Genomic DNA, 24667 nt, shown 5'->3' with positions numbered 1-24667 from the left:
AGGAGAGCTTTGCCCTCTGAACCGTTGCCCGCGTAGGCGGCCCATCTCCAAATTTTTACCTGTTTATACATCATCAGATCAGCCTTGAAACGGTCGAGCAATTCTCCCGTCTGGTCACGGGTTTTCCATAAATTAGTAAAACGGCCTTGACAAACTGCAATTGCGATATTCTAAATACAATAACAATTATTGCATTACAATAGTAAATGGGAACACATTGATGTCTGAGTTCATCCTCACCTCTCTCAAAAATTCGGTTCTAACGATCACTTTGAACCGACCGGAAGTGATGAATGCCTGGAACACTGCGATGCGCGATCAGCTGATCAAGGCATTTCAGGCCGCGGAAGATAACGCTGAAGTTAAGGCCGTCATTCTGACCGGCGCTGGCAATCGCGCATTCGGAGCGGGTCAGGACCTAAATGAAACCAAGACATTCGATGCAGATCGTGCAGAAATCTGGATGGGGGAATGGGAACGCCTCTACACACGGATCAGAACCCTATCCAAGCCTATCATTGCTGCACTTAACGGTGTCGCAGCGGGATCGGCTTTTCAGGTGGCTCTTCTCTGCGATATTCGTATCGCACATGCTGATGTCCGTATCGGCCAGCCGGAAATCAATTCCGGTATTCCAACCACGACCGGCTCTTGGATTATGCGGGAAATGATCGGCTTTTCCCGCACTGTCGATCTGGTTTTAACGGGACGTCTGCTTGATTCCCACGAGGCGCACCGCATCGGCCTCATCAACACCATAGTTCCACAGGATCAGGTTCACGCTGCAGCTCAATCACTTGGTGAAGAATTGGCTGCCAAGCCACCAGTGGCCATGCGCCTCAATCGCCAGCGTTTCTATGAAATGACCGAAGCGGGCCTACAGGATGCACTTTCCTCTGGTGTTCGCATTCAGCGCGAAGCCTATGCGACAGGGGAACCTGCTCGCATGATGGAAGCCTTCTTTGCTGCACGTAAGGCGCGAAAAGCTTCATAACTTAACGCCGTCAAACATTGCGGGATGGGTACGCCTGTCCCGCATCATAAGATCGGCAAACCGATCATAATCAAAACTGCTCAGGCAGGGGAACCCACTCAAAACATCAGAACGGTTTTGAAACAATAATAAAGGGAGCACCATGACTACGAAATCGTCTTTCACGCTAACCCGCCGCACGCTGCTTGCAGGTGCGAGTGCGGTACTCGCAACACCCGCTATTCTGCGCCCCGCACTGGCTCAGACAACACTCACCCTGGCTGATCCAGGCGGCCCTTTCAATAGTGCGTTTCGCAAAGCGTTTTACGATCCATTTGAAAAAGAAACTGGCATCAAGATCGTCAATGTCGCCCGTGAAGCGGAGCCGACAGCGCAGTTCAAGTCGATTGTTGAAACAAAAAGCTACATATGGGATTTGAGTACCCTAACGCTTTCAGCACGTAAGATTCTTTCGGAATCCGGACTTCTGGAACCAACCGGCATAACCAAAGATCAAGTACCTGATATTATGCCGGAGGCAGTTTTTGATGACTTCCTCGGCATCACAATCTATTGCCATATTTTTGCAACCCGCACTGACCTGCTAAAAGACAATATTCCGCAAAATTGGGAGGACTACTGGAATGTCGAGAAATTCCCTGGTCGTCGTTCCTTGCGCAAAAATCCAATCGACACATTGGAACAGGCTCTTCTTGCCGACGGTGTGCCGCTCGCTGAGCTTTATCCGCTGGACGTAGACCGCGCTTTTGCGAGCCTTGATAAGATTAAGGACCACATCTCGGTCTGGTGGACTGGCGGCGCGCAATCAACACAACTGCTCCAGAGCGGTGAAGTTTCGATGATCAGCGGCTGGAATGCTCGATTGCAATCAGCCATCGATGGCAATGTGCCCGCAGAGATTCACTGGGACCAGGGACTTTACTCCATTGAAGGTTGGGCCATTCCTAAAGGTAACCCGCGCGCGGATCAGGCACGCGAATTCATTAAGTTCTGCTCGCGCGCCGAACAGCAGGCCTTGTTCACCGAAGAACTCGCCTATGGCCCTACGAACAAGAAAGCCTACGACTTTATTCCAGCTGAGCGCGCTAAAATTCTGCCAACTGCGCCACAGAACATTAGCAAGATGCGTCTTGCCGATGAGGATTGGTGGAGCGCAAATCGTGCAGAGATGACCGAGCGGTTCAACAGCTGGCTGCTGTTTTAAAGCCCGTCAGCTTATGCGGCCAGATAGGCACATCGATTTGCTTTTGCACCATACGTAAAAGTAGCGAGCCAGTGCCTGTCTGATCCCTTCCCTTACTTCCATATACTAAATTGCGCTGTTTGCAGCGCATCAGGGCTTCAACATGAATGCAGTGACATCACAACAAACTCCAAAGATGCTGATAAAAGGGTTGGGCAAAGAGTATGGCAGCGTTACCGCGCTTGAACCTAGCAATCTGACTGTTAACACTGGTGAGTTCGTCACCCTTCTCGGCCCCTCCGGTTCTGGAAAAACAACGCTTTTACAGATGATCTCTGGTTTGGTAGACCCCACGCATGGTGAGCTTTGGGTCGACGGAAAAAACTACACACATACCGCTGTAAACAAGCGTGACATGGGATTGGTTTTCCAACATTACGCGCTGTTTCCTCATATGACAGTCAGCGAAAACATCGCCTTTCCATTGAAAATGCGCGGCACCTCAAGCACGGAAGTAAGCGCGCGCGTTACCGAAACACTGGCGAAGGTGCAGCTCGAAAAATTCGCATCACGCTTTCCGCGCGAGCTTTCAGGTGGGCAGCAACAACGTGTTGCGCTTGCCCGATGCTTTGTTTATCGCCCGCAAATCATTTTGATGGATGAGCCGCTCGGCGCGTTGGACAAAAACCTGCGCGAGCATATGCAGTTTGAAATCAAACGCCTGCATCGTGAATTCGGTACCACAGTCATTTACGTGACGCATGATCAGGAAGAGGCGCTTGTTCTCTCTGATCGCATCTGCCTTATGAACCACGCCAAAATCGAACAGCTTGGAACACCACGCGAGATCTATAGCGAACCAACAAGTGTGTTTGCTGCAAAGTTCATCGGTATGTCCAATATCCTTGACGGCAAAATCGTTGAGCAGTCTGGTGATTCCGCGCTTGTCGAAACGCAACACGGACGGTTCCCGGTTCTGAACAGGAACAACTTGCCGGTCGGTCGCGTGGCGCATATTGTTTTGCGTCCCGAACAGATGCAACAGGGAAGCAGTGAAAGTGCCGATGTCAGCAATATCAATGGCACCGTTTCCGAAGTGGTTTATGTTGGTTCGGATACGCGTTTCCTCGTGACACTGAGGGATGGGGCGACTCTGATCGTTCTCCACGATGGTACAAGTACCATGCCTGCCGCCGGTGATCCGATTACCTATCATTGGTCAAACCAACAGGCGGTGTTGGTGGCATGAATATAGCAACAAATACTTCACGCACTCTGTTCCTGAGATCAGGCCCATTCAGGTTTGGTCCTTTGTGGCTCGCGCTACCTGCGATTGCCTTTCTTTGCATTTTTTTTCTTGTGCCGGTGTTTCGGCTCTTGGCATTGAGCGTACAAGATGCAGACGGCAGTCTGACGACCCTGCATTATGCCAAACTGGTCGATAGAGAAGTTTACTGGCGCATTCTGAGTATTACATTCCGTATAGCGGCGCTGACTGCTTTATTCTCTCTCCTGTTGGGATATCCTCTCGCTTATTGGTTGTCTGGCCTCAAAGAAAGCCGCCGCAATCAGATGCTCCTTCTGGTCCTTGTCCCATTCTGGACCAGCTACCTCGTCAAGACATTTTCTTGGATGCTACTTCTTGGCAATGATGGCATTCTAAACCGTCTACTCAATGGTGCAGGTCTCATAAGCGGACCGCTACCGCTGATGTATAATGAGTTTGGCGTCATTGTCGGCATGGTTCATGCCATGATGCCGCTCGCCGTTCTCACAATGATGCCTGTTATGGCGGGCATTGATCGCAGGCTTGGCCAAGCAGCAGGAACTCTTGGAGCAGGTAATTCACATCGCTTTTGGATGGTCTATTTCCCCTTGTCCATTCCGGGTATGGCCGCAGGTGGTTTGCTCACCTTCATTACATCACTCGGCTTCTTTATCGTTCCGGCATTCCTGGGTGGTCGTCAACAGACAATGTTGGCACAGTTGATCATCGTACAAGTGCAGGAGTTGGTAAATTGGGCTTTTGCAGGTGTGCTTGCCACCATGTTGCTTGTTACAGCCATGCTTGCATGCTGGATTTATAACCATCTCTTTGGTTTGTCTTCGCTTTCATCAGGTGCAGGAACCCGTGATGCATCGTCGGATGGAATTTTGCGTCGCTGGGGACTTTTTTTTCTCGAAAAGCTTGCAAGTGTAACGGCGATCTTCAGCGATCATCTACCATCACGTCTGCGCGTTCTGCCGGCTTATGTGACCGCTGTTTTGCTGTTCTTGATTGCTCCGACACTGCTGGTTATCCCGATTGCCTTTACTAGTTCTAACTTTCTAGAGTTCCCACCACCCGGCTATAGTCTTCGATGGTTCGAGACCTACTTCAATTCTCCAATCTGGACTTCCGCCACTATACGATCATTTGGCGTCGCCTTCGTTACGGCTATCCTTGCAACGCTCATTGGTGGATTTGCGGCACTTGCTGTTGCGCGCTCGCGGTCACGCTGGAGTGGATTGATCTTCGCCTTCATGCTTGCACCGATGATTGTTCCGCGGATCGTTATCGCTGTCGGCCTCTTCTATCTTTTCGCCCAAATCGGGCTAGTGGCAACTAATACAGGATTGGTAATCGGCCACACTGTCCTCTCTATTCCTTTCACCTTTGTCGCAATTGCAGCGGTTTTAAAGAGTTATGACTGGCGACTTGACCAAGCAGCTCAGTCGCTGGGTGCCGGTCGCTTCCAGACCTTACGTCTCATCACAGTTCCACTGATCAGTGGTGGCATTGTTTCAGCGTTTCTGTTTGCTTTTGTCACGTCCTTTGACGAACTCACAATCGCGATCTTCGTAAGTGGTGGACTGAAATCGACGCTGCCAAAACAGATGTGGGACGACATGATCCTCCAGCTCAACCCAACATTGGCTGCAGTATCAGTTGTGGTTCTGACTATCGTCACGGTGATACTGCTGCTCGCTGATAAGCTGAAGCGGAGTTGAGCTTTCTAAATTTCGAAACATTCTCCCAAATTCTTTCTCGGCTGTTGGCCTTCTTTATGAGGCCGACAGCCTGGGACGAGATAATCCAGATTTACAGGTTTAGAGACCATGCTGACCTCCCATACTTATATCGACCTTCTGCTTGAGAAAGCGGCAAAAACACCTGAACAACTTTTTGCGCGACACCCGACCGGCGACATCAGCTTTGCAAAGCTCGAAAACGCCTCAGCAATCTTCGCTCAAAAACTGCGTGACAGCGGCATCAAGCCAAAGGACCGTGTGGCAGTGATGATGCGCAACAGCCCCGCTGCTTTAGCTATCATCTATGCGATAACCCGCTCGGGCGCATCCTGGGTACCGGTCAACACGGCACTTAAAGGGGCTGGGCTCGAGTACATTATTAGCCATAGTCAGCCTGCACTGATTGTTGCCGACAGCGAATATTACCCAATTATCACCGATTGCGGTGTTTCGAATTTACCGAACGTCGTAGAAATTGATAATCAAGCAATGCCAGATTTAGATGCTGCAGTAGAGTTTGTGGCAAAACTGCCTACTGCCGACGATGTCGCTGCAATCATGTACACGTCGGGCACAACTGGCCCTGCAAAGGGCGTGTTGGTGACACACAGAATGTTGCGGTTGGCAGCAGAAGCTGTAGCAGTTTGTTCAGACGCTAAGGATCACGACAATTTTTACATGTGGGAGCCATTCTTCCACATTGGTGGTGCTCAGGTTTTACTTCTGCCATTGGTGCGCAATGTCACCCTCACCATCTCCGATCGTTTTAGTGCAAGCCGCTTTTGGGATGAACTGCGACAGGCGGGATCGACGCATATCCACCATCTCGGCGGCATAGTTCAAATCCTTTTGAAACAACCAGTATCGGAGAAAGATCGCGATCATAACGTGCGGATTGCATGGGGTGGTGGTTGTGCCATCGAAGTGTGGCGCGCATTCGAAGAACGCTTCGGTGTGCAAATCCGTGAGTGCTACGGCATGACCGAAGCCTCGAGCCTTACCACATTCAATGACAGGGGTGTTGTTGGTTCAGTCGGGCGCACAGTTCCATGGTTTACAGTCAAACTCATTGACGAGCATGGTGCGATCGTCAGACAGGGGAAAGGCGAAATTGTCGTCAACGCTTCCATCGATGGCGCTATTTTTCCCGGCTATTACCGCAACCCCGAAGCAACTGCCAAGGCATTGCGCGCCGAAGGCTTTTTTACCGGTGATCTTGGATCATGGGATGAAGATGGCAACCTTTTCTTCCACGGGCGCATGACCGATAGCGTGCGTTGCAAAGGCGAAAATGTTTCCGCTTGGGAAGTCGAGCATGTGGTCGCTGATCATCCAGATGTAGAAGACTGCGCGATGATCGGCGTTGCAGCCGAGATCGGTGAGCAGGATATCAAGCTTTTTGTCCAGCTTAAGAGCGGAAGCATCCCTGATGCTCATGGGTTAAACGACTGGCTGAGAAGCCGTCTCGCACATTATCAGCTGCCCCGTTACATCGCATTCGTCAGTTCGTTCGAACGAACACCCAGCCAACGCATCATGAAACACAAGTTGCCAAACGACGGCGTCAAGGTCTGGGATAGACTCAATCAATAAAAGGGAGGAACAACACCATGGCTTCACCAGTCGAGAAACCGAAGACCGACATTCTGATTTCCGGCACGGGTGCTTTTTCGGGTCGCATTGCGTTAGACCTTGCCGCTACATCTCAGGAACCCCTGCATGTAGTGATCGCCGGCCGCAACCGTGATCGTCTCATGTGGCTTAAGACAGCGTGCAATGCACGCGCCTCCATGTTCAGCAAACCTATCACTTTCGATACTTATGAGATCGATCTGGTGAAGGAAGGGGCAACAGAGCAGCTGATCGCAGATACGCGACCGACCATAGCTGTGCAAGGTGCCTCTATTCAGACTTCCAGCGTTATTTCCGATACTGGCAACCAATGGACAGCGCTTGTCGCTGAAGGTGGACTTTCAGCGACAGCAGTATTTCAGGCGCTCATTTCAAGCCGCATGGCACGCTCTATCAGTAAGTTTTCACCTGAAACTGCGTTGATTAATTGTGGCTTTCCCGACGTCGTGAACGGCATCATCTCAGCACTTGGTTTCAACGTTTTGAGCGGCACAGGCAATGTCGCCATTCTCTCAAATGTTTTTGCGGGCGCAAAAGGAATCACAGACCAGGCCCGCATTCAAGTGATAGCACATTATCAGAATCTCGCAGCATGGCGCAGGCCGTCGTCGGAGCGAGTGGGAACTCGCCCTTGTCGCGTCTTCATCGATGGCAACGAAGTAGCAGACGTCTTCAAAGAATTTGAAGGTGTCAAGCTTACAACTGAACCGGCAATTGAAATATCAGGCGCAAGCGGTGTCACACTCATTGCCGCCTATGCAGCAAACAAACCATGGACTGGCCATGTGCCTGGTCCGAATGGCTTGCCGGGCGGCTACCCCGTAAAACTCCAAGACAGAGTTTTACACTTGAACCTGCCACACAGTGTTACCGAACAAGAAGCCATTGCTTGGAATGCCTCTTTCGAAGAAGAAAAAGGGCTTATCATTAGAAATGGTCGTGTTGAATATACCGGCGACTTAAAGACCGCTCTTACTCGTCATGGTTTCAGCTATGCAGACGGCTTCGAAGTCGCTGATCTGGAGGAAGTTTGTACAGATATGTTGGAATTGCGCGACACACTCAGCCAGCAAAAGTACTAAGCTGCCCCGATAAATTAGGCATTTGGCGCTGTTGTGATCAGCTCCAAATGCTCTTTATCTGACTATGAGCCCGCGTAGAATCGTCTCGGTTATTGTCTTGGCAGCTTTCGCATAATCACCTTCTTCCAGCTGACTGACATCGAGTGCATCACAGGCGAGAGCTTCAAACTCGACATAAAATTGCGTCGCAGACCAAAGCAAAATGAAAAGATGACGCGCATCAACAGGCACAATTTTACCCGCAGCAGCCCATGCATCGATCACGCCCGCTTTTTCTGAGGTGACCCTACGCATGTGTTCTCGGGCATCTGTAGAGAGATGTTCTGCACCCTGCAGAATCTCATTGGCAAAAAGTCGCGTTTCCGCTGCATTTTCCCACGCATGATTAAGCTTCGCACGAACATAAGCTTCGATCGCCTCAGCCGGTTCACGTTCGGCTGATATGTGTCTGAAAGCATCATCCCAGCTGTGGATCAGCCGGTCTATAGCAGCATTATAAATCTCTTCTTTGGACGAGAAATAATAATAGACATTTCCCTTTGGCAGTCCCGAAGCCTTTGCAATCTCAACGATACGTGCACCATCAAGGCCCTTGCGAGAAAAAATCTCAACAGCGGCAGTGAGAATTTTAAGAACGTTTCGCGCTCTGATCGGCTCATCCGAAGCCACTTGGTTTTCTGGCTCCATCTCAATCGATCTGCTTTGGTCTACCATTGGTTATCCCATTATTTCCAAATATCTTTTCCCGGTTCATTCGCCCCGGTCATTAACGTTCGTTCAATCAAAGGCTCGACACAAGTCTGACTAAACAACTCTACGGGACCTTTGGAATCGAAGCACCAATAAAAAAGAAGTTGACAAAATGGTCAACTTCTTTTCATAAAAAGCTGACAAAACGGTCAGGTTCTTGAAATTTCCTGACCACGCAACCTTGGGGAGGGTGCGAATGACTGTGCGGTTAAAAGCTGCAATGGAGGAATTTCTGGCGGAATGGCCTGCCGATCTGAGCGAACCCTGGCGTTCGTTCCTCGGTAATGTCACCCTTGATTTCGATGGCATTTCGCCTGAGCTCGAACTGGAAATCTGGGAGCCGATTTTTCCCGTTCGTCGTGGAAAGCATTTTCCGGGAATGCCTCAAGGCACACATTGCCTTCGCGCATTTGATGGCATTTTGCCTGACAGCGTTCGTTGCGTCGTTCTGGGACAGGATCCTTATCCTGAACCGGGCTTTGCCACCGGACGGGCGTTTGAGGCGGGTAACCTCGCGGGCTGGAACGAGCTAGACAAGATGTTTTCCAAAAGTATCCGCGCACACACCCAGCAGATAATCGCAGCTCGCACAGGCGACTTGTCCTATGCACGAAGCTTCGCCGATTGGCCAAAGACTTTGGAGGCAATAGAAAATGGTGCGGTGGAGCTGGAACAGCCTTCCGAGATTGCAGATCGGTGGGTTAACGAAGGCGCACTGCTTCTTAACGCGTCGCTAACGCTTACGCGTTTCAAGGTGGATATCGACCCACATCAATCTCAGGGACATCTCGTGCTTTGGCGTCCGCTGATCGTTAAAACGCTCCGTTTACTTGCTGCGCGCGGAAAACCATTGGTGTTTCTATGTTTTGGTGATGCCGCGGCACAGGCACTCAAACTGGCAGGCATTGACGAAACCATTGGCGGCAATGTGCGCTGTGTTCTGCGTGAGCACCCGGCGCGGGCCGATGAAGTTCTGGCGCTCCCCAACCCATTCATTCTTTGCAACAATTTTCTAGAGGAAATGGGTTCCAAACCCATTGCTTGGTAATATGGCCGCAACCAAGACATTCGATTACATAATCATTGGTGCCGGTTCGGCAGGCTGCGTGCTTGCAAACCGTCTTTCGGCCGATCCTGCCAATAAAGTATTATTGCTCGAAGCAGGCGGCCGCGACCTGAACCCCTTGTTTCGCCTTCCAATGCTGATGGGAAAACTCTTTCACTCAGGCATCTATAATTGGCATTACCATACCGAACCCGAACCTCATCTTAATGGGCGCTCGCTCTATTGGCCGCGTGGCAAAGTGCTTGGTGGGACCTCCACCATCAATGGCATGATCTATGTGCGCGGTAATCGCCATGATTATGATCGCTGGGCGCAAATGGGCGCTAACGGCTGGTCTTATGACGAAGTGTTACCAGCATTTCTTCGTTCCGAAACCCATGTGCAACGCAAGGATGCCTTTCATAGTACCGAAGGCGAACTTACCGTCTGCCGCGCGCGGGGCTGGAACGGACTGCTGAATGTTTTCAACGAAGCAGGCGAGCAAGCAGGCTACCCACTCAATGATGACTTCAACGGTGCAGAACAGGAGGGTTTTGGTCGCTATGATTTCACCATCACCAAAGGCAAGCGCTGTTCAACTGCCTATGCTTTCCTGCGCCCTGCAAAGTCGCGGCCCAATCTCACCATCGTTACGCGGGCGCATACAAGGCGCATTCTTATTGAGAATGGCCGCGCGATCGGCGTCGAATACGCGCGCAAAGGCAATGTCATCAGGACTCATGCAAACCGGGAGGTGATCCTCTCGGCCGGCGTCGTCAACTCACCGCAAATCCTTATGCTTTCCGGCATTGGCGCTGCAGACGAACTAACGCAACACAATATTCATGTTGTTCAGGATCTGCCGGGCGTTGGCAAAAACCTTCAGGATCATGTCGATTGCGTCATGGCCTATGAATGCCGCGAACCGGTCACGCTTTATTCTGATCTGCGAGCCGACAAGCTCACATGGTCCGTCATTCAGGGTATGTTGTTTGGGGAAGGTATCACCACAACCTTCCCTTACGAAGCAGGCGCATTCGTCAAATCGCGCACCGATCTGGCGGCACCTGATATCCAGCTTCACTTTATGCCCGCACTGGAAAAGACTGCAAATCTGCACTTTCCCAACCCGTTCAAGAAGGAGCGTGTTGAAGCCAATCACGGCTTCTCATTGCGTGTCGGTCCGGTAAATCCGGAAAGCCGCGGCGAAATCCGTTTGCGTTCTGCCGATCCGGCAGATCGTCCACGCATTAACGCAAACTACCTTCAGACCGAGTTCGACATTCGCACGATGATCAACGCGATACGTATGACACGCGACATTATCCAGCAGAAAGCATTCGACAAATATCGCGGCAAGGAACTCGCACCAGGGCCAGCCGTCGAAAGCGATGCCGAACTCATCAAATGGCTACGTGCCAATGCAATGACAACGTTCCATCCCGTTGGCACCTGCAAGATGGGTAACGACCCGATGTCTGTGGTCGATGCTCGATTAAAAGTCCACGGCATTGAAGGGCTGCGCGTCGCAGACGCATCAATCATGCCGATTATATCCAGCGGCAACACCAATGCTCCGGCGATCATGATCGGCGAGCGCGCTGCCGAATTCATTCTCAAGGAGGCCTCCCTGTGATTGTCGAACATCGCACATATACATTCAAGCCAGGCACTGTCGATGGCTGGCTCAAAAAGTATGAAACCGAAGGCTTGCCGATCCAGAAGCGGCACCTCAACACGTTTCTCGGCCTTTACGTCAGCGAGATCGGTCATCTGCACCGCACTGTTTTAATGTGGCGCTATGACAGCCTCGCCGATCGTGAAGCGCGACGTGCGGCCATGTATGCGGACCCGGAATGGCAAAGCTTCATTGCAGGTGTCTGGGCGCTCGATGCAATTCAGACGCAGGATGTGATGATTATGAACCCGGCATCGTTTTCGCCCGGCGCATAAATCATTCGGCTGCGATTGGGCAGCTGCAAAACCAAGGGCGGCATAAAAGCCGCCCCAATAAAAAACTGATACCGAACTTCCAGAGCAAGGAAATGGGAACATGACAAACAGAAATTCAACAGAACTCAATCTTCTGCGTCGATCAATCGACCGCAGAAATTTCCTCAAGACCACTGCGGGCCTGGCAGCGTTCAGCATGACCAGCGGCCTTTTAACGGCAGCTGCACACGCCGCTGGTGGCCTCGTCGCACTCGTGCACACGCAAGCCGCAGGTGACGCAAGCGCCGTAGATTCGATGATCGCTAAGCTCAAGCAACTTGCGGACGAACATGGCTTTCAGTCGCGCGCCGTCTATGCGCAGGATCCCGCAACCTATGAAACCATTTTCCGCACACTTGGTGATGCTGGCGCTTCAGTGATCGTTTCGACATTCAATGAAGTTGCGGAACCTTTCAAAGCGCTCGCACCGTCTTATCCGAACACCAAATGGGTTCAGCTTTTCGCCGATCCGTTTGAACCTGCAATCCCAAATGTCGTAACCGTCTCTTACGACTATTATCTTGGCTGCTATCTGTCGGGTATTTTTGCAGCACGTATGAGCAAATCCGGCAAACTTGGCTTTATTGGCGGTGTATCTATTCCGCCGATCAATGCTGACTATAATGCGTTCAAGGCAGGTGCACTGTCGGTCCGGCCCGATGCATCGGTTGCGGTTGCCTTTGCAGGCTCGTTTCAGGACCCGGCGAAGGGGCAGGAAATCGCAACGCAAATGTATTCAAGCGGCATTGATTTCATCCAAACCGACGCTGCCGCAACCGATTTCGGTATCATTGCCGCCGCGAAGGAAGGAGAAGGCCGCCTCGTGAGCGTGCTTGATCCGGCGCAGTTCCCGCAAGGCCCGAAGAACGTTGTTTCCATCGTCGGGCTGGACTTCGGCAACTCGCTTTACAACGAGGTGACCAAAGCTGTTGGCGATAATTTTGCTGGTGGCACACATGAACACACCGGGCTGGGAACAGGCGTGATCGACTTTATACCTTCACCACTGTTTGCAGAACAGGGACCCGCGGATCTCGTCGCCAAGGTAAAGGAAATCGAACCGGAAATCGCCGCAGCGCGTGCAGCGATCCTCGATGGATCTCTCAAAGTCCCGTTCAACACAACGCTCTGATCTGTGACGAGAACATGCTGCTATGAACAAGGCCAGCCCTCCAATATTTGAATGCAATGATGTAACCGTTCGATATGGTTCCATCATTGCGCTCTCCGATGTCGGCGTCGTCTTCGAGCGTGGAAAAATCCACGCCGTTGTCGGCCAGAACGGCGCCGGAAAGACGACCTTCGCCAGAGTGCTGGCTGGCCTTGTCCGCCCCAGTTCCGGAGAACTTAAGATCGGCGGCCGCCCACTCCTGGGAGGCAATGTTAAAGATGCACGACGCTCCGGTGTCGAACTGGTTCATCAAAGCTTTGCACTACCACCCTCTTTCACTGTGGCAGAAGCCATGCAGTTCGGTGCAGAAGGTGGAATCCTGTTTTCCAAAGCCCAACTGGAAAAACGCTGGCAACCACATCTCGACGCGCTCGATGTAAAGGTTAAAGCCCGACAACGGATCCGCGATCTTCCGGTCGAGACGCAGCAAGGCGTTGAAATCGCTCGCGCCCTTGTTTCCGACGCAAAACTTCTCATCCTCGATGAACCCACAGCAGTTCTTTCACCTGAAGGCGCAGACAAATTATTCGAGCGTGTACGCCGTCTGAAAGAACGCGGTGTGACCGTTATCCTTATTTTGCACAAAATCAGAGAAGTTCTGGCAATTGCAGATACGGTCACGGTGTTACGCGGCGGTAAGCTCGTCGATGGACCGCTACCATGCGACGGCATTGATGCCGATAAGCTGGCCGAACTGATTATCGGATCAGCTGCTGCAAAAAAGCTTAATGCTGACGACAAGGCTGCCCTCACAGGCACAAACATAACGCCCCATATGCATCAACCAGCTGTGGATCAGGGCAGCGCGCCGATACTGCGCATGACCAAGGTTTCAACGCGACCAGATTCAGAAGGCCCCGCGCTCGATCAGGTCAGTCTCGACATTCGTTCTGGCGAAATTATCGGCGTGGCAGGCGTGGAAGGCAATGGACAACGCACACTTGTTCGCGCAATTGCCGCGATGGCCGACGTGGTTGACGGCAATATCATCATCGACAACCAGGATTTGACCGCCGCGCCGCTTGCTGCAAGACGCAGTGCGGGTCTGCGTATTATTCCTTTTGAACGCAATGTCGAAGGCTTAAGCCTGACCAGTTCACTCTGGGAAAACTGGGCAGCACGTAGCCTCCTTCAGAAGTCACTGTTGTCAACGATCAGCCCGTCAGCTATCCGCAAACAATGCGACACGGCGCTCAAAGAATGGGACGTACGTTATTCCGAAGTAGGTCAGCGGGCAGGTTCGCTCTCTGGCGGCAATGCGCAAAAAGTAATCCTTTCTCGTGAAATGGATCAGGATGCGCGGCTCATACTTGCTGCGCAGCCAACACGCGGCCTTGATATCGGCGCTACCTCCTTCGTTTGGGATTCAATGCGCAAAGCACGGATTCGCGGTTGCGGTCTTTTGTTCATCTCATCTGACTTAGATGAAATATTCGATATCTCCGACCGCGTCATCGTCATGCTTTCGGGACGCATTGTTGCCGAATTCCGTCCGCCCTATGACCTTGCTGCGGTGGGAGCCGCTATGACAGGAGTCCATCAATGATTGACCGGCTCGTCTCCGTTTTCCGCGCGCTGATCTTCATTCTGATCGGCCTCATATTGTGTGGTATCATCTTTCAAACTGCGGGCTACTCGACAAGCTTGATGTTCCAGTCAATTGCTGAGGGCGCCTTCCTTCGGCCCGGGGCGTTGCAGCAGGCTTTGCGATGGGGTTTACCACTCTTCATTACTGCGGTTGGCGTTGCGGTGTCATTCCGCGCCGGCTATTTCAACATTGGCGCGCAGGGACAGTTTTACATGGGTGCCATCGCGGCCGCATTCATGGCCGAATGGCTTAACGGTGCCCCAGCACCTATCCTCATTGCCATGTGTTTTCTTGCGGGTATGACGGGTGGTGCACTCTGGGCGCTGTGGCCGGGGCTGCTACGTCTGAAATCAGGAACGGATGAAGTCATTACCACGCTGATGGGAAACTTCATCGCCGGACTTTTCCTGCTCTATGTCACAGCCGGACCTCTCAAAGATCCATCTGGCACTGGTCAGCAATCGTCAAGCCGCCCATTGGCAAGCGCCTATCGTATCAGCGACTCTTTGGGGCTATCACCAACAATCATCACAATCGCTGTAATCGTTGGTCTGGCCATGTGGTTACTTGTCAACCGTACAGCCTTTGGCGTGCTTTCGGGCCTGGCTGGTCGCAATCCTACCATGGTACAATGGCAAGGAGCACGAACATGGCGCATCGGCCTTGCAAGCTTTCTGCTAAGCGGCGCGCTTGCTGGCCTCGCCGGAACGATTGAGTTCATGGGCCCCAACGGCCGCCTGACAGGCGGCTTCCTGCCCGGACATGGATTTACCGCCATTTTGATTGCGCTTGTTGCGAATTTCTCAGTCGTAGGAACAGCTTTTGTCTCGCTGTTCTTTGGCGGACTGGCATCCGCAGCGCTTTATCTACCAATCATGGCTGGCTTGCCCTCATCGGCAATCGACATCATCAACGCATCCATTGCTCTCTTCATCACCGCAAAATCCAGTGTCGTCGACCGGATCGCAAAACTCGGAGGACGGATATGGAAGACTTCGTAATCGCTATCCTGCGTTCAGGCACGCCGCTCATTTACGTCACGCTAGCAGGTGTTATTGCACAGCGTACCGGCATCTGGCATCTCGGCCTTGAAGGACTGATGATTGTGGGCGCCTGTGCAACTATTCTTGGTATTGTGCTCACACAATCAATCTGGCTTGCGCTTTTAAGTGCTGTAATCGTCTGCGTGATCGGTTCAATCCTGTTTTGGTTTGTTGTCGAGAAGCTCAAAGCCAACCAGATCATTGCCGGACTAGGACTCACCGGCTTGGGGCTCGGCGGCACTGCACTCGCGGTTCAATCGATTTTCGGGACACAGGCAGCAATCAGTGCCCCCTTTGGGCTTCCGCGTATCGGTGTGGCCTTCGGTGCTTTTGGCTCCCTTTCAATCCTTGTTCTTCTCATGCCTTTTGTTGTGTTGGCGATGTGGGTCACTTTGCGGCGTACTCGCTTTGGATTGCGATTGGCTGCCGCTGGTGAACATCCCTTCGCCGCACGAAGCGTCGGTGTAAACCCAGCTATTATGCGTCTGGTAGCCCTGATGATTGGCGGCGTATTGTGTGCGTTAGCTGGTGCGGAACTTGCAGCCGGAAGTCTTCAGATCTTTGCCCAGAACATGACTGCCGGACGTGGCTTCATGGGCTTCGCAGCAGTCATTTTTGGTGCGGGACATCCAATCGGTGCAAGTCTGGCTGCGGCCTTCTTCGCAATTGCCGGCGCACTTGGCATCAGGGCGCAGCTTACCTTTGGTAATCGTGTTCCACACGACCTGCTGCTTGCACTACCCTATATCGCCACAGTTGTCGGTGTCTGGCTAAGCACGCAATTGCGCGGTGGCACAAAAGCAGCCAGCGGTTTCAGTGAACTGCGGGATCAGTAAAAGTACCAGGATAAGCCCATGACTTTTAAACAGAAGCAGACGCTAATCAGGAACGCGACCATTCTTACAATGTGCGCGCACCAAGGAAGCCGCCCGTTCGAGGGCGACATTCTGATAGAAGGCAGCAAAATTTCAGCTATCGGTCAGAACTTGCCTTCTGCTCCGGATGCTTCCGTCATCGAAGGCAAAAACCGTCTGGTGATGCCAGGGCTGATTAATGCCCATACGCATTCCAGCGAGACCTTTTTCCGAGGGCGATATGAAGGCATGCCACTCGAAATCTGGTTGCTATACGCATATCCGATGCTGATGGGCCCCGTAATTGGCGAAAGATTGCTTTATCTGCGCAGCCTGCTTCTAGCTATCGAGTCATTACGCAACGGCGTCACTACAATTTGCGACGACTTTTTCGACCCTCCAACTCACGATCTCTCACGGCTTACGACTGTTTTCAAAGCATATGAAGATGCGGGTATTCGCGCTAATGTTTCGAGCGCCGCTATGAATATCCATACGCTTGACGCCCTGCCCTATGCGCGTGAGGTTATGCCGCCTGCTCTGCAAGAACAGCTCGATTTCGGGCCGCCCATGTCCGCCGATGCCTATATTGATTATTGCCAATCCGCATTTTCAACGCTGCACGGCAAGGCGGGACGTCTCAATTTTATGCTGGCACCATCTGCACCACAGCGCTGCACAGCAGATTTGCTGCAGGCTTGTCATGAGCTCGCGATCAAGATGCGCGTGCCTTTGCATACTCATGTGCTTGAAACCAAAACTCAAGCCGTCACCGGCCATGAACTCTATGGCAAGAGCCTAATCGCCTATATGGATGACCTTGGCGTTCTTTCGCGCAATACAACCGTCGCACATTCCGTATGGGTAAGCCCTCACGACATCGAACTGATGGGCGCTGCAAAATGCTCTGTCGCTCATAACGCAATATCCAACCAGAAGCTTGGTGCCGGCATTGCTCCTATTCGCCAGTTGATGGACGCGGGTGTCACCATTGCCCTGGGAACAGATGGTGTTTCTTCCAATGATACCGCACGTATTTTTGACGTCATGCGAGTTGCAGGACTGATACACAGTGTATCCGGCCCGGATTACAAGCAGTGGATCTATGCTGATGAGATTCTCAAAATGGCCACGATTAATGGTGCACGCAGCGCTCTTCTTGAAGACATCACAGGATCGCTTGAAGTCGGTAAAGCTGCCGACTTACTGATACTCGACCTGACAACGTTAAGCTTTATGCCACTCAATGATGTAGCCAAACACCTTGTTTATGCCGAAAACGGTTCATCAATCGAGACCGTCATGGTGGCGGGCGACATTGTCGTTAATCGGGGGCGCATGTGTTCCATTGATGAAGCCGCAATCCTTGCGGAAATCCGTGAACTCGTACCAGCTCATCTGGCAGAACATGCAAGGCTTGAACAGCGCAACGCAGCGTTTCATTCAACCATGGCTGAAATTCATCGCCGCGCCACATCAAAGAACATTGGCATGAACCGTTATGTCAGCACGCCTGACGCGAGATAGATTTAAAAAGCCAGTTGAACTTTCATGGACTGGTTCCTGTCACCCGCAATTTCGAATGCCGCAAGAACATCTTCCAACGGATAGACTGAACTCAAAAGCGGCTTCACATCGACAGCCTTCCGATTAATCATATCAACCGCGAGGCCGAACTCTTCGTGAAAGCGGAAAGAACCACGCATATCAATTTCTTTAGAGACGACGATATTTTGTGGGATGGATACATCGCCGCCAAGCCCGACTTGTACCAAAATGCCAAGAGGTTTTAGCACTTCAAGTCCTGCCCGCATGGCACGTTCATTGCCCGATGCCTCAAACATAATGTCGAAATAGCCTTTATTCGCCGCATAGTTTGCTAACTGCTCTGGATCTTCCGCTACATTGATGGTGCGATCGGCCCCAATTTCGCGTGCCTTTTTCAGAACTGGCTCCATGACATCTGTTACAATCACTTCGCGAGCGCCGTGAGCACGAGCGGCAATGATGATTAATGCACCAATTGGCCCACATCCCGTCACAAGAACACGCTTGTTCAGCAGTGAACCGGCGCGTGTCACAGCATGAAGTGTAACGGCTAATGGTTCGGCGAATGCCGCCTCATGGATAGAGATGCCGTTATCAACCTTGTGACACTGCCAGCTCTCAGCAACCAGCTTCTGGCGAAACGCCCCCTGAATGTGGGGCATCGGCATAGCACTACCATAAAAGCGCATATTCAGGCAGTGGTTCTGCATACCTTTCAGGCAATATTGGCAAGCATTGCAGGGCCTGCTTGGCGATACAGCCACCTGATCGCCAACCGCCAAACCAACCACACCACTGCCCAGCGCGGTAATTACTCCCGCTACTTCATGCCCCAATATCATCGGTTCGCGCAGTCGAATGGCACCGATACCGCCATGATTGTAATAATGGAGATCGGAGCCACAAATACCACCCGCTTGAATGGCAACCTCAACCTGGCCCGACCCAACGGCCTCGACTTCACGCTCTTCAAGCCGAAGGTCTTTGGCGGCGTGAATGACAACAGTTTTCATGCGCTCCTCCCTGTAGAAGCTTGCATATGTTATCGATAACATTTATGCAAGGCTAATCACATGAAACACCATTCGTGCGTCATATTACCCGGGAGGAACTCATGACATTTCCGCTGTTCGATTTGTCGGGCAAACTGGCTTTGATAACCGGTTCGAGCCAGGGCATTGGATTGGCCCTTGCAAAAGGATTGGCCGAACACGGCGCGGAGTTGATTATAAACGGCCGAGATCAGACCAAAGTTGATGCAGCGGTAAAAGACCTTCGCAATGCAGGTCATAAAGCACATGTATCCAAATTCGATGTCACCGACATCGAGGCTGTAAAAGCGGGTGTGAACGCAATCGAGCGCGAGATAGGTGCTATAGAAATTCTCATCAACAATGCCGGAATGCAGTTTCGTGCGCCACTCGAGGATTTCCCGGAAGATAAGTGGCAGCAACTGCTTCAAACCAATATTTCCAGTGTCTTCTATGTTGGACAGGCTGTGGCGCGTCATATGATCGGACGCAAACACGGCAAGATAATAAACATTGCGTCAGTACAAAGCGAATTGGCTCGCCCGTCGATCGCACCTTATACCGCAACAAAGGGGGCCGTTCGCAATCTGACACGCGGCATGGCGACAGATTGGGCAAAGCACGGTCTACAGATCAATGCCATTGCGCCAGGCTACTTCAAGACACCACTCAATCAAGCGCTCGTAGACAATCCCGAGTTTACCGGCTGGTTGGAAAAGCGCACACCGGCAGGTCGTTGGGGCAATGTTGAAGAGTTGGTTGGGGCGGCAGTTTATCTGAGCAGCAACGCCTCGTCTTTTGTCAATGGTCAAGTGCTTCATGTCGATGGCGGTATGACCGCTAGCGTTTGAGCAAAGAATTCACGTCAATCATGGGAGAAGATTGATGAATAAGACATCAGATGTCGCAGTTATTGGTGCGGGTATTATGGGTACGGCCATCGCCACGCGACTGCTGGAAACCAATAATCGGGTGAGAGTTTTTGACCTTGATACAGAAAAAATAACGAAACTTGTCGAAAGAGGAGCAGCAGCCTCGAAATCTCCGGGTGAAGCCACCAAAGACAGCGACTTCGTTATCCTGAGCCTCAACCATGCTGATATTGTACGTAATGTTGTTTTCGGCCAGAACGGAGTAGCTACCTCTGCGACGGCTGGAAAAACACTCATCGACATGTCTTCTATCGATCCAGCTGAGACTGCGAAAATGGCAAACCAACTCGCGTCTGAAACCGGCATGAAATGGGTTGATTGCCCACTTTCAGGTGGCGCACCACGCGCACTCACCGGTGAATTGACTATTATGGCTGGTGGTGAGAAAGCGGATTTCGATAACGCCTTTGCCGTCATGCAACATCTTAGTGCAAACTACACATTGATGGGACCAAGTGGCGCTGGACAGACAACCAAGCTCATCAACCAGCTCTTCTGCGCGGTAGCATTTCAGGCCGTCGCGGAGGCCGTAAAGCTTGCAGAAGCTGGGGGGGTGAACCCCATCATTATTCCAGAAGCACTCGCAGGTGGACGCGCCGACAACCACATTATGCAGGAGTTCATGGGCAAATTCGCCGCGCGCGATTACAGCCCCACAGGCCGCATAGACAACATGCTGAAAGACCTGGACTCTCTTCAGGCATTTGCTATGAAAACCAAAACTCCGTTGCCAATGACCGGTCAGGTCGTGGAAATCCATCGACTGCTGTGTGCAGCAGGATTAGGAGACAAGGATTCAACCGAAATGATGCGCCTGCTTGACGGTAAGCTGTCATAAAAAAGCGGCCAATGGCCGCTTTTCCGTCAGTGTTTTGTTAAACGACCGGTGTCACCAGTTCCTTACCGCTAAAATGCGCACTTAAATTCGCCAGCACCAGATCAGCCATTGCTTTACGGGTCTGATGCGTACCACTGCCGATATGTGGTGTCAGCACAACATTCGACATCTCATAGAGCTCTAGCGGTACGTTGGGCTCATCTTCAAAAACATCCAACCCCGCCCCGCCAAGCTGACCTAGTTGCAAAGCCTTGACCAGTGCCCCTTCATCAACGAGCGAACCGCGTGCAATATTGATCACAACACCATCCGGACCAAGCGCCGCAAGCACTGCAGCGTCGATCGAATGGCGCGTTTCTGCACTGGCCGCAGCCGCGATCACCAGCACATCACAATTTTTAGCAAGCTCAGTCAGACTTGGATAATAGTCATAGCCGACAACCTGTTTTGCGCGACCCGTATAGCTGATCTTACCCTCAAACCCTTCCAATCGTTTGGCAATCGCTTTCCCGATGCGACCGAGACCAAATATGCCATAGCGCCGCCCACTTACGCGCGTACCCAGGCCGATTTCCGACTTCGACCAGCCTCCCTTGCGCACATGCGCGTCAGCCGCCGCTATATGGCGAGCCTGTGCGATGATGAGACCAATCGCAGTGTCAGCTACATCAGTCGTGAGAACATCTGGTGTGTTAGAAACGCGATAGCCACGTTGTCGAGCTTTCGACAGATCAACCTTGTCAAAACCAACACCGTTAACGGCCACAATTTCAAGTGCGGGCAAGCGATCTGCCAGCTCATTTGGAATACCTATATGACCGCCAGTGACGACGCCTCTAATCCGATTACCATTGGCATTCAAAAATTCGCTTTGATCCGCAATCTCAAACCAGCGGTGGACTTCGTATTGTTCATTCAGGCTTTGCTCCATTGCAGGGATCAAAGGGCAAAGCTGTAGTATTTCGACTGACATAATGTGGCTCTTTATTTCATGTTGGGGAGTTACTTGACGTCTGACTTCACGAACTGGCGCAGCTCAGCAGTCTTGGGATTAGCAAACAGCTCTGCTGAAGGTCCTTCTTCCCAAATCTTACCTTGATGCATGAAGATCGTCTGTGTCGCCACGCGCCGGGCAAAGGCCATTTCGTGAGTGACGAGGATCATCGTCATACCACCGCGCGCCAGCTCCTCCATTACGTTCAGCACTTCCTCGGTCAGCTCAGGATCAAGCGCAGAAGTCACTTCATCAAACAACATCACCTTAGGCTGCATAGCCAAAGAACGAGCAATGGCGACACGCTGTTGCTGACCACCCGACAACTGATCTGGATAGGCATCAAACTTTTCAGACAGACCAACAAGCTTCAGGACCTCTTCCGCCTTCTTGCGGGCTTCAGCCTTCGAAACATCCTTCACAATCTTTGGCGCGAGCGTGATATTTTCACCCACCGTAAGATGCGGAAAAAGATTGTAGCTTTGGAAGACAATGCCGACATCCTTGCGTAGTTTGCGCAACTGTGCCGCATCACTTGTTACCTTGTGACCAGCAATTTCGATCTTGCCTGAATTGATCTTCTCAAGCCCGTTTATACAGCGCAGCAGTGTGCTTTTCCCCGAGCCGGAACGCCCGATGAGAGCAAAGACCTCACCGCGCTCGACTGTCAGTGAAACACCCTTGAGGACTTCCACATTACCGAAGCTTTTATGAACATTGTTGATGACGACTTCAGACATTTAGCCTCCTTTCCAGCCAACGCGACAGCAATGAAAGCGGGTAGCAAACGGCAAAATAGAGCGCTGCAACCACGATAAAGACGCGGAACGGCTGGAATGTTGCGTTATTAATAAGCGTGCCTGCACGGGCAAGTTCGACAAAGCCGATAATCGACGCGATCGAAGTGTTCTTGACCACCTGAACGGCGAAACCAACTGTCGACGGCAGCGATATACGCACGGCTTGCGGTAGGATCACATAGCGATATTGCTGCAGCCTCGTCATGGCGAGAGACTCAGATGCTTCCCACTGCTGCTTAGGTACCGACTGAATACAACCACGCCAGATTTCTGCCAAATAGCCCGATGCATATATTGACATCGATGCCCCTGCAGCCAGCAGCGGGTGCAGATCAAATCCTGCAAGGCTCAACCCATAATAGGATAGAAACAGGATCATCAACACAGGAATACCCTGAATGATCTGGATATAGGTGCCAGCGAACACACGCAGCCATTTGAACGTTGAGACACGCGCGAGCGCAATCAGAAAGCCAGCAAGACCACCACCTATCAGGGCTATGGCTGTCAGCAGAACGGTCCATTGTAAGCCCGTCAATAGAAAGAGAAATTCGTCTGGTCCGAAACTTCTGAAATTCATGCCGAAGCCTCCGGAATGGCAACCACCGAGCGGCGAGCGACACGACGGCCAAAGAGCCAGAGACCTACCAATGCAAGTACTGCGCGCAAGCACAAAGCCAGCAGAAGATAGATCAGCGTAACGACAATATAGACCTCGAATGAGCGGTAGGTCTGCGACTCAACAAACGCTGCAGATGCCGCAAGCTCTTGGGTCGAAATAACCGAGCAAACACTGGATGCGAGCATCATAAGAACGAACTGACTGCAAAGAGCCGGATAGACCTTTGCCAAGGCCGGTAAAATAATGACATGGCGATAAATCTGCAGCCGTGTAAAGCCGAGCGCTTCGCCAGCTTCGATCTGTGATCTGTGTACCGCCTCGATACCGGAGCGAATGATTTCGGTCGAATAGGCTGTCAAATTAATGGTCATACCAATGAGCGCTGCAACTTCCGCACCCACGCGAAAGCCCACCGCCGGTAAACCGAAATAGATGATAAACAACTGCACCAGAAATGGTGTATTACGGATAATTTCGACATAGGCATCAATCAAGAAGCGGATTATCCCGCTGTTCATCGAGCGCAAAGAGGCAAAGAGAACACCACCCGCGCAGCCAAGAATGATCGACATGATCGACAGTTTAATAGTCAGCCAAATGCCAGCAAGAAGGGCATCCTGATATTGGGCGATGACTCCAAACTGAAATGTATAGGACATGGTCCGGCCTCCCGCTGAATGTCAGCGCTTGTGCGGATATCTCTATGCAAGAGCGTGAAAAATCCCGTCAGAACGGCTAGAGCATTTTTCCAGATGCACTCTAACCGCCGACGGAGCCATCAATTAGAAAGATGGCAGATCTGGCATAGGGCGACCTGTCCACTTGACGGCAATCTTGTCCAAATCTCCGGAAATCTTCATAAGATAGATTGCTGTATTGAGCCATTGACGTAGCTCAAAATCTTCAAGCTTGGTCGCCATGGAGTTGCCCTGCTGGAAGAATGTAAAGCCAACCTTCAAACCCGCTTCTGGGCGCTGCTTAATAATAGCCTCACCCACAGTGGAAGGTAGTGCTACAGCATCCACCTGCCCCGCGATCAATGCCTGCGCGCTTGTGGAATCATCCTCGTAAACCACGATTTCAAGGCCCTGAATTGCCGCTTTGCGAAGCGCTGTTTCCTGCGTGGAACCACGGTTCACAGATACACGCTTCCCAGCAAGATCTTCGAGCTTTGCAAAGTTCTGATCAGGACCGGAAATGATATCCATATTGAATGCATTATATGGCTGAGTGAACATCACTGTCTTTGCTCGTTCACCAGTAGGAGATAGCGTTGCTACAAGAAAGTCGACCTTGCCTGTTTGCAGTGCGGGGATACGTGCTGGTGGGGTCAGCGGAACAACTTCAACAGGCAAATTGAGATAGGTACCAAGCAGATTGGCCACGTCCACATCATAGCCGGTTGGATTGCCCTTTTCATCAACCATGCCCATCGGAGGAGCACCGGTCAACACACCGATCTTGACGGTGCCTCGTGCCGTAATGTCACTGATCGTCACGGCGTGAGCATCTACCACACCTGCCATGCCCACCATGGTCAAACCCATGGCAATGTT

General features: G+C 51.7%; 23 protein-coding genes. 16 read left to right on the top strand and 7 right to left on the bottom strand.

Annotation, left to right across the window (positions count from 1 at the left end; genetic code table 11):
- Nucleotides 1-220 precede the first annotated feature (220 nt).
- The 6 genes from ABWV94_RS21215 to ABWV94_RS21190 all read left to right on the top strand — a co-directional run bounded on the left by ABWV94_RS21215 (nucleotide 221) and on the right by ABWV94_RS21190 (nucleotide 7903).
- The gene (locus ABWV94_RS21215; protein ID WP_353415265.1) at nucleotides 221-994 is read left to right on the top strand and encodes an enoyl-CoA hydratase/isomerase family protein; all 774 of its coding nucleotides are present in this window, start codon (nucleotides 221-223) and stop codon (nucleotides 992-994) included.
- Nucleotides 995-1136: 142 nt separating this feature from the next.
- Nucleotides 1137-2198, top strand: a complete 1062-nt coding sequence (locus ABWV94_RS21210) for an ABC transporter substrate-binding protein (RefSeq protein WP_113497517.1) — start codon at nucleotides 1137-1139, stop codon at nucleotides 2196-2198.
- Between the two features lie 142 nt (nucleotides 2199-2340).
- Entirely contained in the window at nucleotides 2341-3426 is a 1086-nt protein-coding gene (locus ABWV94_RS21205; protein ID WP_353415264.1) for an ABC transporter ATP-binding protein, read from the top strand.
- A 134-nt stretch (nucleotides 3427-3560) separates the two neighbouring features.
- Nucleotides 3561-5168, top strand: coding sequence for an ABC transporter permease subunit (locus ABWV94_RS21200; protein ID WP_353415263.1), 1608 nt, complete (start codon nucleotides 3561-3563; stop codon nucleotides 5166-5168).
- A gap of 108 nt (nucleotides 5169-5276) precedes the next feature.
- Nucleotides 5277-6782, top strand: coding sequence for a class I adenylate-forming enzyme family protein (locus ABWV94_RS21195; protein ID WP_353415262.1), 1506 nt, complete (start codon nucleotides 5277-5279; stop codon nucleotides 6780-6782).
- Nucleotides 6783-6799: 17 nt separating this feature from the next.
- Nucleotides 6800-7903 (top strand): hypothetical protein, encoded by a 1104-nt coding sequence (locus ABWV94_RS21190; protein ID WP_353415261.1) that lies wholly within the window; start codon nucleotides 6800-6802, stop codon nucleotides 7901-7903.
- 54 nt (nucleotides 7904-7957) lie between these two features.
- On the opposite strand, the gene ABWV94_RS21185 is transcribed toward ABWV94_RS21190, so the two are convergent.
- Nucleotides 7958-8617 carry a TetR/AcrR family transcriptional regulator gene (locus tag ABWV94_RS21185; protein ID WP_353415260.1) on the bottom strand — a complete coding sequence of 220 codons (660 nt, stop codon included), beginning with the start codon at nucleotides 8615-8617 and terminating at the stop codon, nucleotides 7958-7960.
- Between the two features lie 232 nt (nucleotides 8618-8849).
- Between ABWV94_RS21185 and ABWV94_RS21180 the strand changes: the two genes are divergently transcribed.
- From ABWV94_RS21180 to ABWV94_RS21145, 8 genes are all read left to right on the top strand, one after another.
- Nucleotides 8850-9701: a uracil-DNA glycosylase family protein gene (locus ABWV94_RS21180; RefSeq protein WP_079213600.1), complete on the top strand. Its 852-nt coding sequence runs from the start codon at nucleotides 8850-8852 to the stop codon at nucleotides 9699-9701.
- 1 nt (nucleotide 9702) lies between these two features.
- Nucleotides 9703-11334: a GMC family oxidoreductase gene (locus ABWV94_RS21175; protein ID WP_079213599.1), complete on the top strand. Its 1632-nt coding sequence runs from the start codon at nucleotides 9703-9705 to the stop codon at nucleotides 11332-11334.
- Nucleotides 11331-11651, top strand: a complete 321-nt coding sequence (locus ABWV94_RS21170; RefSeq protein WP_007880025.1) for an NIPSNAP family protein — start codon at nucleotides 11331-11333, stop codon at nucleotides 11649-11651. Before ABWV94_RS21175 ends, ABWV94_RS21170 begins: the two co-directional genes overlap by 4 nt.
- A gap of 145 nt (nucleotides 11652-11796) precedes the next feature.
- The gene (locus ABWV94_RS21165; RefSeq protein WP_502905205.1) at nucleotides 11797-12822 is read left to right on the top strand and encodes a BMP family ABC transporter substrate-binding protein; all 1026 of its coding nucleotides are present in this window, start codon (nucleotides 11797-11799) and stop codon (nucleotides 12820-12822) included.
- A gap of 22 nt (nucleotides 12823-12844) precedes the next feature.
- Nucleotides 12845-14407, top strand: a complete 1563-nt coding sequence (locus ABWV94_RS21160) for an ABC transporter ATP-binding protein (RefSeq protein WP_353415258.1) — start codon at nucleotides 12845-12847, stop codon at nucleotides 14405-14407.
- Nucleotides 14404-15450 (top strand): ABC transporter permease, encoded by a 1047-nt coding sequence (locus tag ABWV94_RS21155; protein WP_353415257.1) that lies wholly within the window; start codon nucleotides 14404-14406, stop codon nucleotides 15448-15450. The genes ABWV94_RS21160 and ABWV94_RS21155 overlap by 4 nt, the downstream gene beginning before the upstream one ends.
- Nucleotides 15435-16328 (top strand): ABC transporter permease, encoded by an 894-nt coding sequence (locus ABWV94_RS21150; RefSeq protein ID WP_353415256.1) that lies wholly within the window; start codon nucleotides 15435-15437, stop codon nucleotides 16326-16328. Before ABWV94_RS21155 ends, ABWV94_RS21150 begins: the two co-directional genes overlap by 16 nt.
- 18 nt (nucleotides 16329-16346) lie before the next feature.
- Nucleotides 16347-17873 carry an amidohydrolase family protein gene (locus ABWV94_RS21145; RefSeq protein WP_353415255.1) on the top strand — a complete coding sequence of 509 codons (1527 nt, stop codon included), beginning with the start codon at nucleotides 16347-16349 and terminating at the stop codon, nucleotides 17871-17873.
- 2 nt (nucleotides 17874-17875) lie between these two features.
- Here the strand turns inward: ABWV94_RS21145 and ABWV94_RS21140 are convergent, their stop codons facing one another.
- On the bottom strand, nucleotides 17876-18907 hold the full coding sequence (locus ABWV94_RS21140; RefSeq protein WP_353415254.1) for an L-idonate 5-dehydrogenase: 1032 nt from the start codon (nucleotides 18905-18907) through the stop codon (nucleotides 17876-17878).
- A 101-nt stretch (nucleotides 18908-19008) separates the two neighbouring features.
- Here ABWV94_RS21140 and ABWV94_RS21135 point away from each other — a divergent pair, with 101 nt between their 5' ends.
- Nucleotides 19009-19776: an SDR family oxidoreductase gene (locus tag ABWV94_RS21135; RefSeq protein WP_353415253.1), complete on the top strand. Its 768-nt coding sequence runs from the start codon at nucleotides 19009-19011 to the stop codon at nucleotides 19774-19776.
- Nucleotides 19777-19810: 34 nt separating this feature from the next.
- Nucleotides 19811-20695 carry an NAD(P)-dependent oxidoreductase gene (locus tag ABWV94_RS21130; RefSeq protein ID WP_353415252.1) on the top strand — a complete coding sequence of 295 codons (885 nt, stop codon included), beginning with the start codon at nucleotides 19811-19813 and terminating at the stop codon, nucleotides 20693-20695.
- A 37-nt stretch (nucleotides 20696-20732) separates the two neighbouring features.
- On the opposite strand, the gene ABWV94_RS21125 is transcribed toward ABWV94_RS21130, so the two are convergent.
- The 5 genes from ABWV94_RS21125 to ABWV94_RS21105 all read right to left on the bottom strand — a co-directional run bounded on the left by ABWV94_RS21125 (nucleotide 20733) and on the right by ABWV94_RS21105 (nucleotide 24658).
- Nucleotides 20733-21668, bottom strand: coding sequence for a 2-hydroxyacid dehydrogenase (locus tag ABWV94_RS21125; RefSeq protein WP_353415251.1), 936 nt, complete (start codon nucleotides 21666-21668; stop codon nucleotides 20733-20735).
- Between the two features lie 29 nt (nucleotides 21669-21697).
- On the bottom strand, nucleotides 21698-22429 hold the full coding sequence (locus ABWV94_RS21120; RefSeq protein WP_353415250.1) for an amino acid ABC transporter ATP-binding protein: 732 nt from the start codon (nucleotides 22427-22429) through the stop codon (nucleotides 21698-21700).
- Nucleotides 22422-23069 carry an amino acid ABC transporter permease gene (locus ABWV94_RS21115; RefSeq protein WP_064322047.1) on the bottom strand — a complete coding sequence of 216 codons (648 nt, stop codon included), beginning with the start codon at nucleotides 23067-23069 and terminating at the stop codon, nucleotides 22422-22424. The genes ABWV94_RS21120 and ABWV94_RS21115 overlap by 8 nt, the downstream gene beginning before the upstream one ends.
- Nucleotides 23066-23770 (bottom strand): amino acid ABC transporter permease, encoded by a 705-nt coding sequence (locus ABWV94_RS21110; protein ID WP_064322048.1) that lies wholly within the window; start codon nucleotides 23768-23770, stop codon nucleotides 23066-23068. Before ABWV94_RS21110 ends, ABWV94_RS21115 begins: the two co-directional genes overlap by 4 nt.
- Nucleotides 23771-23893: 123 nt before the next feature.
- Nucleotides 23894-24658, bottom strand: a complete 765-nt coding sequence (locus tag ABWV94_RS21105; RefSeq protein ID WP_374891548.1) for a transporter substrate-binding domain-containing protein — start codon at nucleotides 24656-24658, stop codon at nucleotides 23894-23896.
- Nucleotides 24659-24667: the final 9 nt, after the last annotated feature.

The sequence above is a fragment of the Brucella sp. NBRC 12953 genome (assembly GCF_040369775.1).
Taxonomy (GTDB): domain Bacteria; phylum Pseudomonadota; class Alphaproteobacteria; order Rhizobiales; family Rhizobiaceae; genus Brucella; species Brucella pseudogrignonensis.
This window is presented reverse-complemented; position numbering and strand designations above follow the sequence as displayed.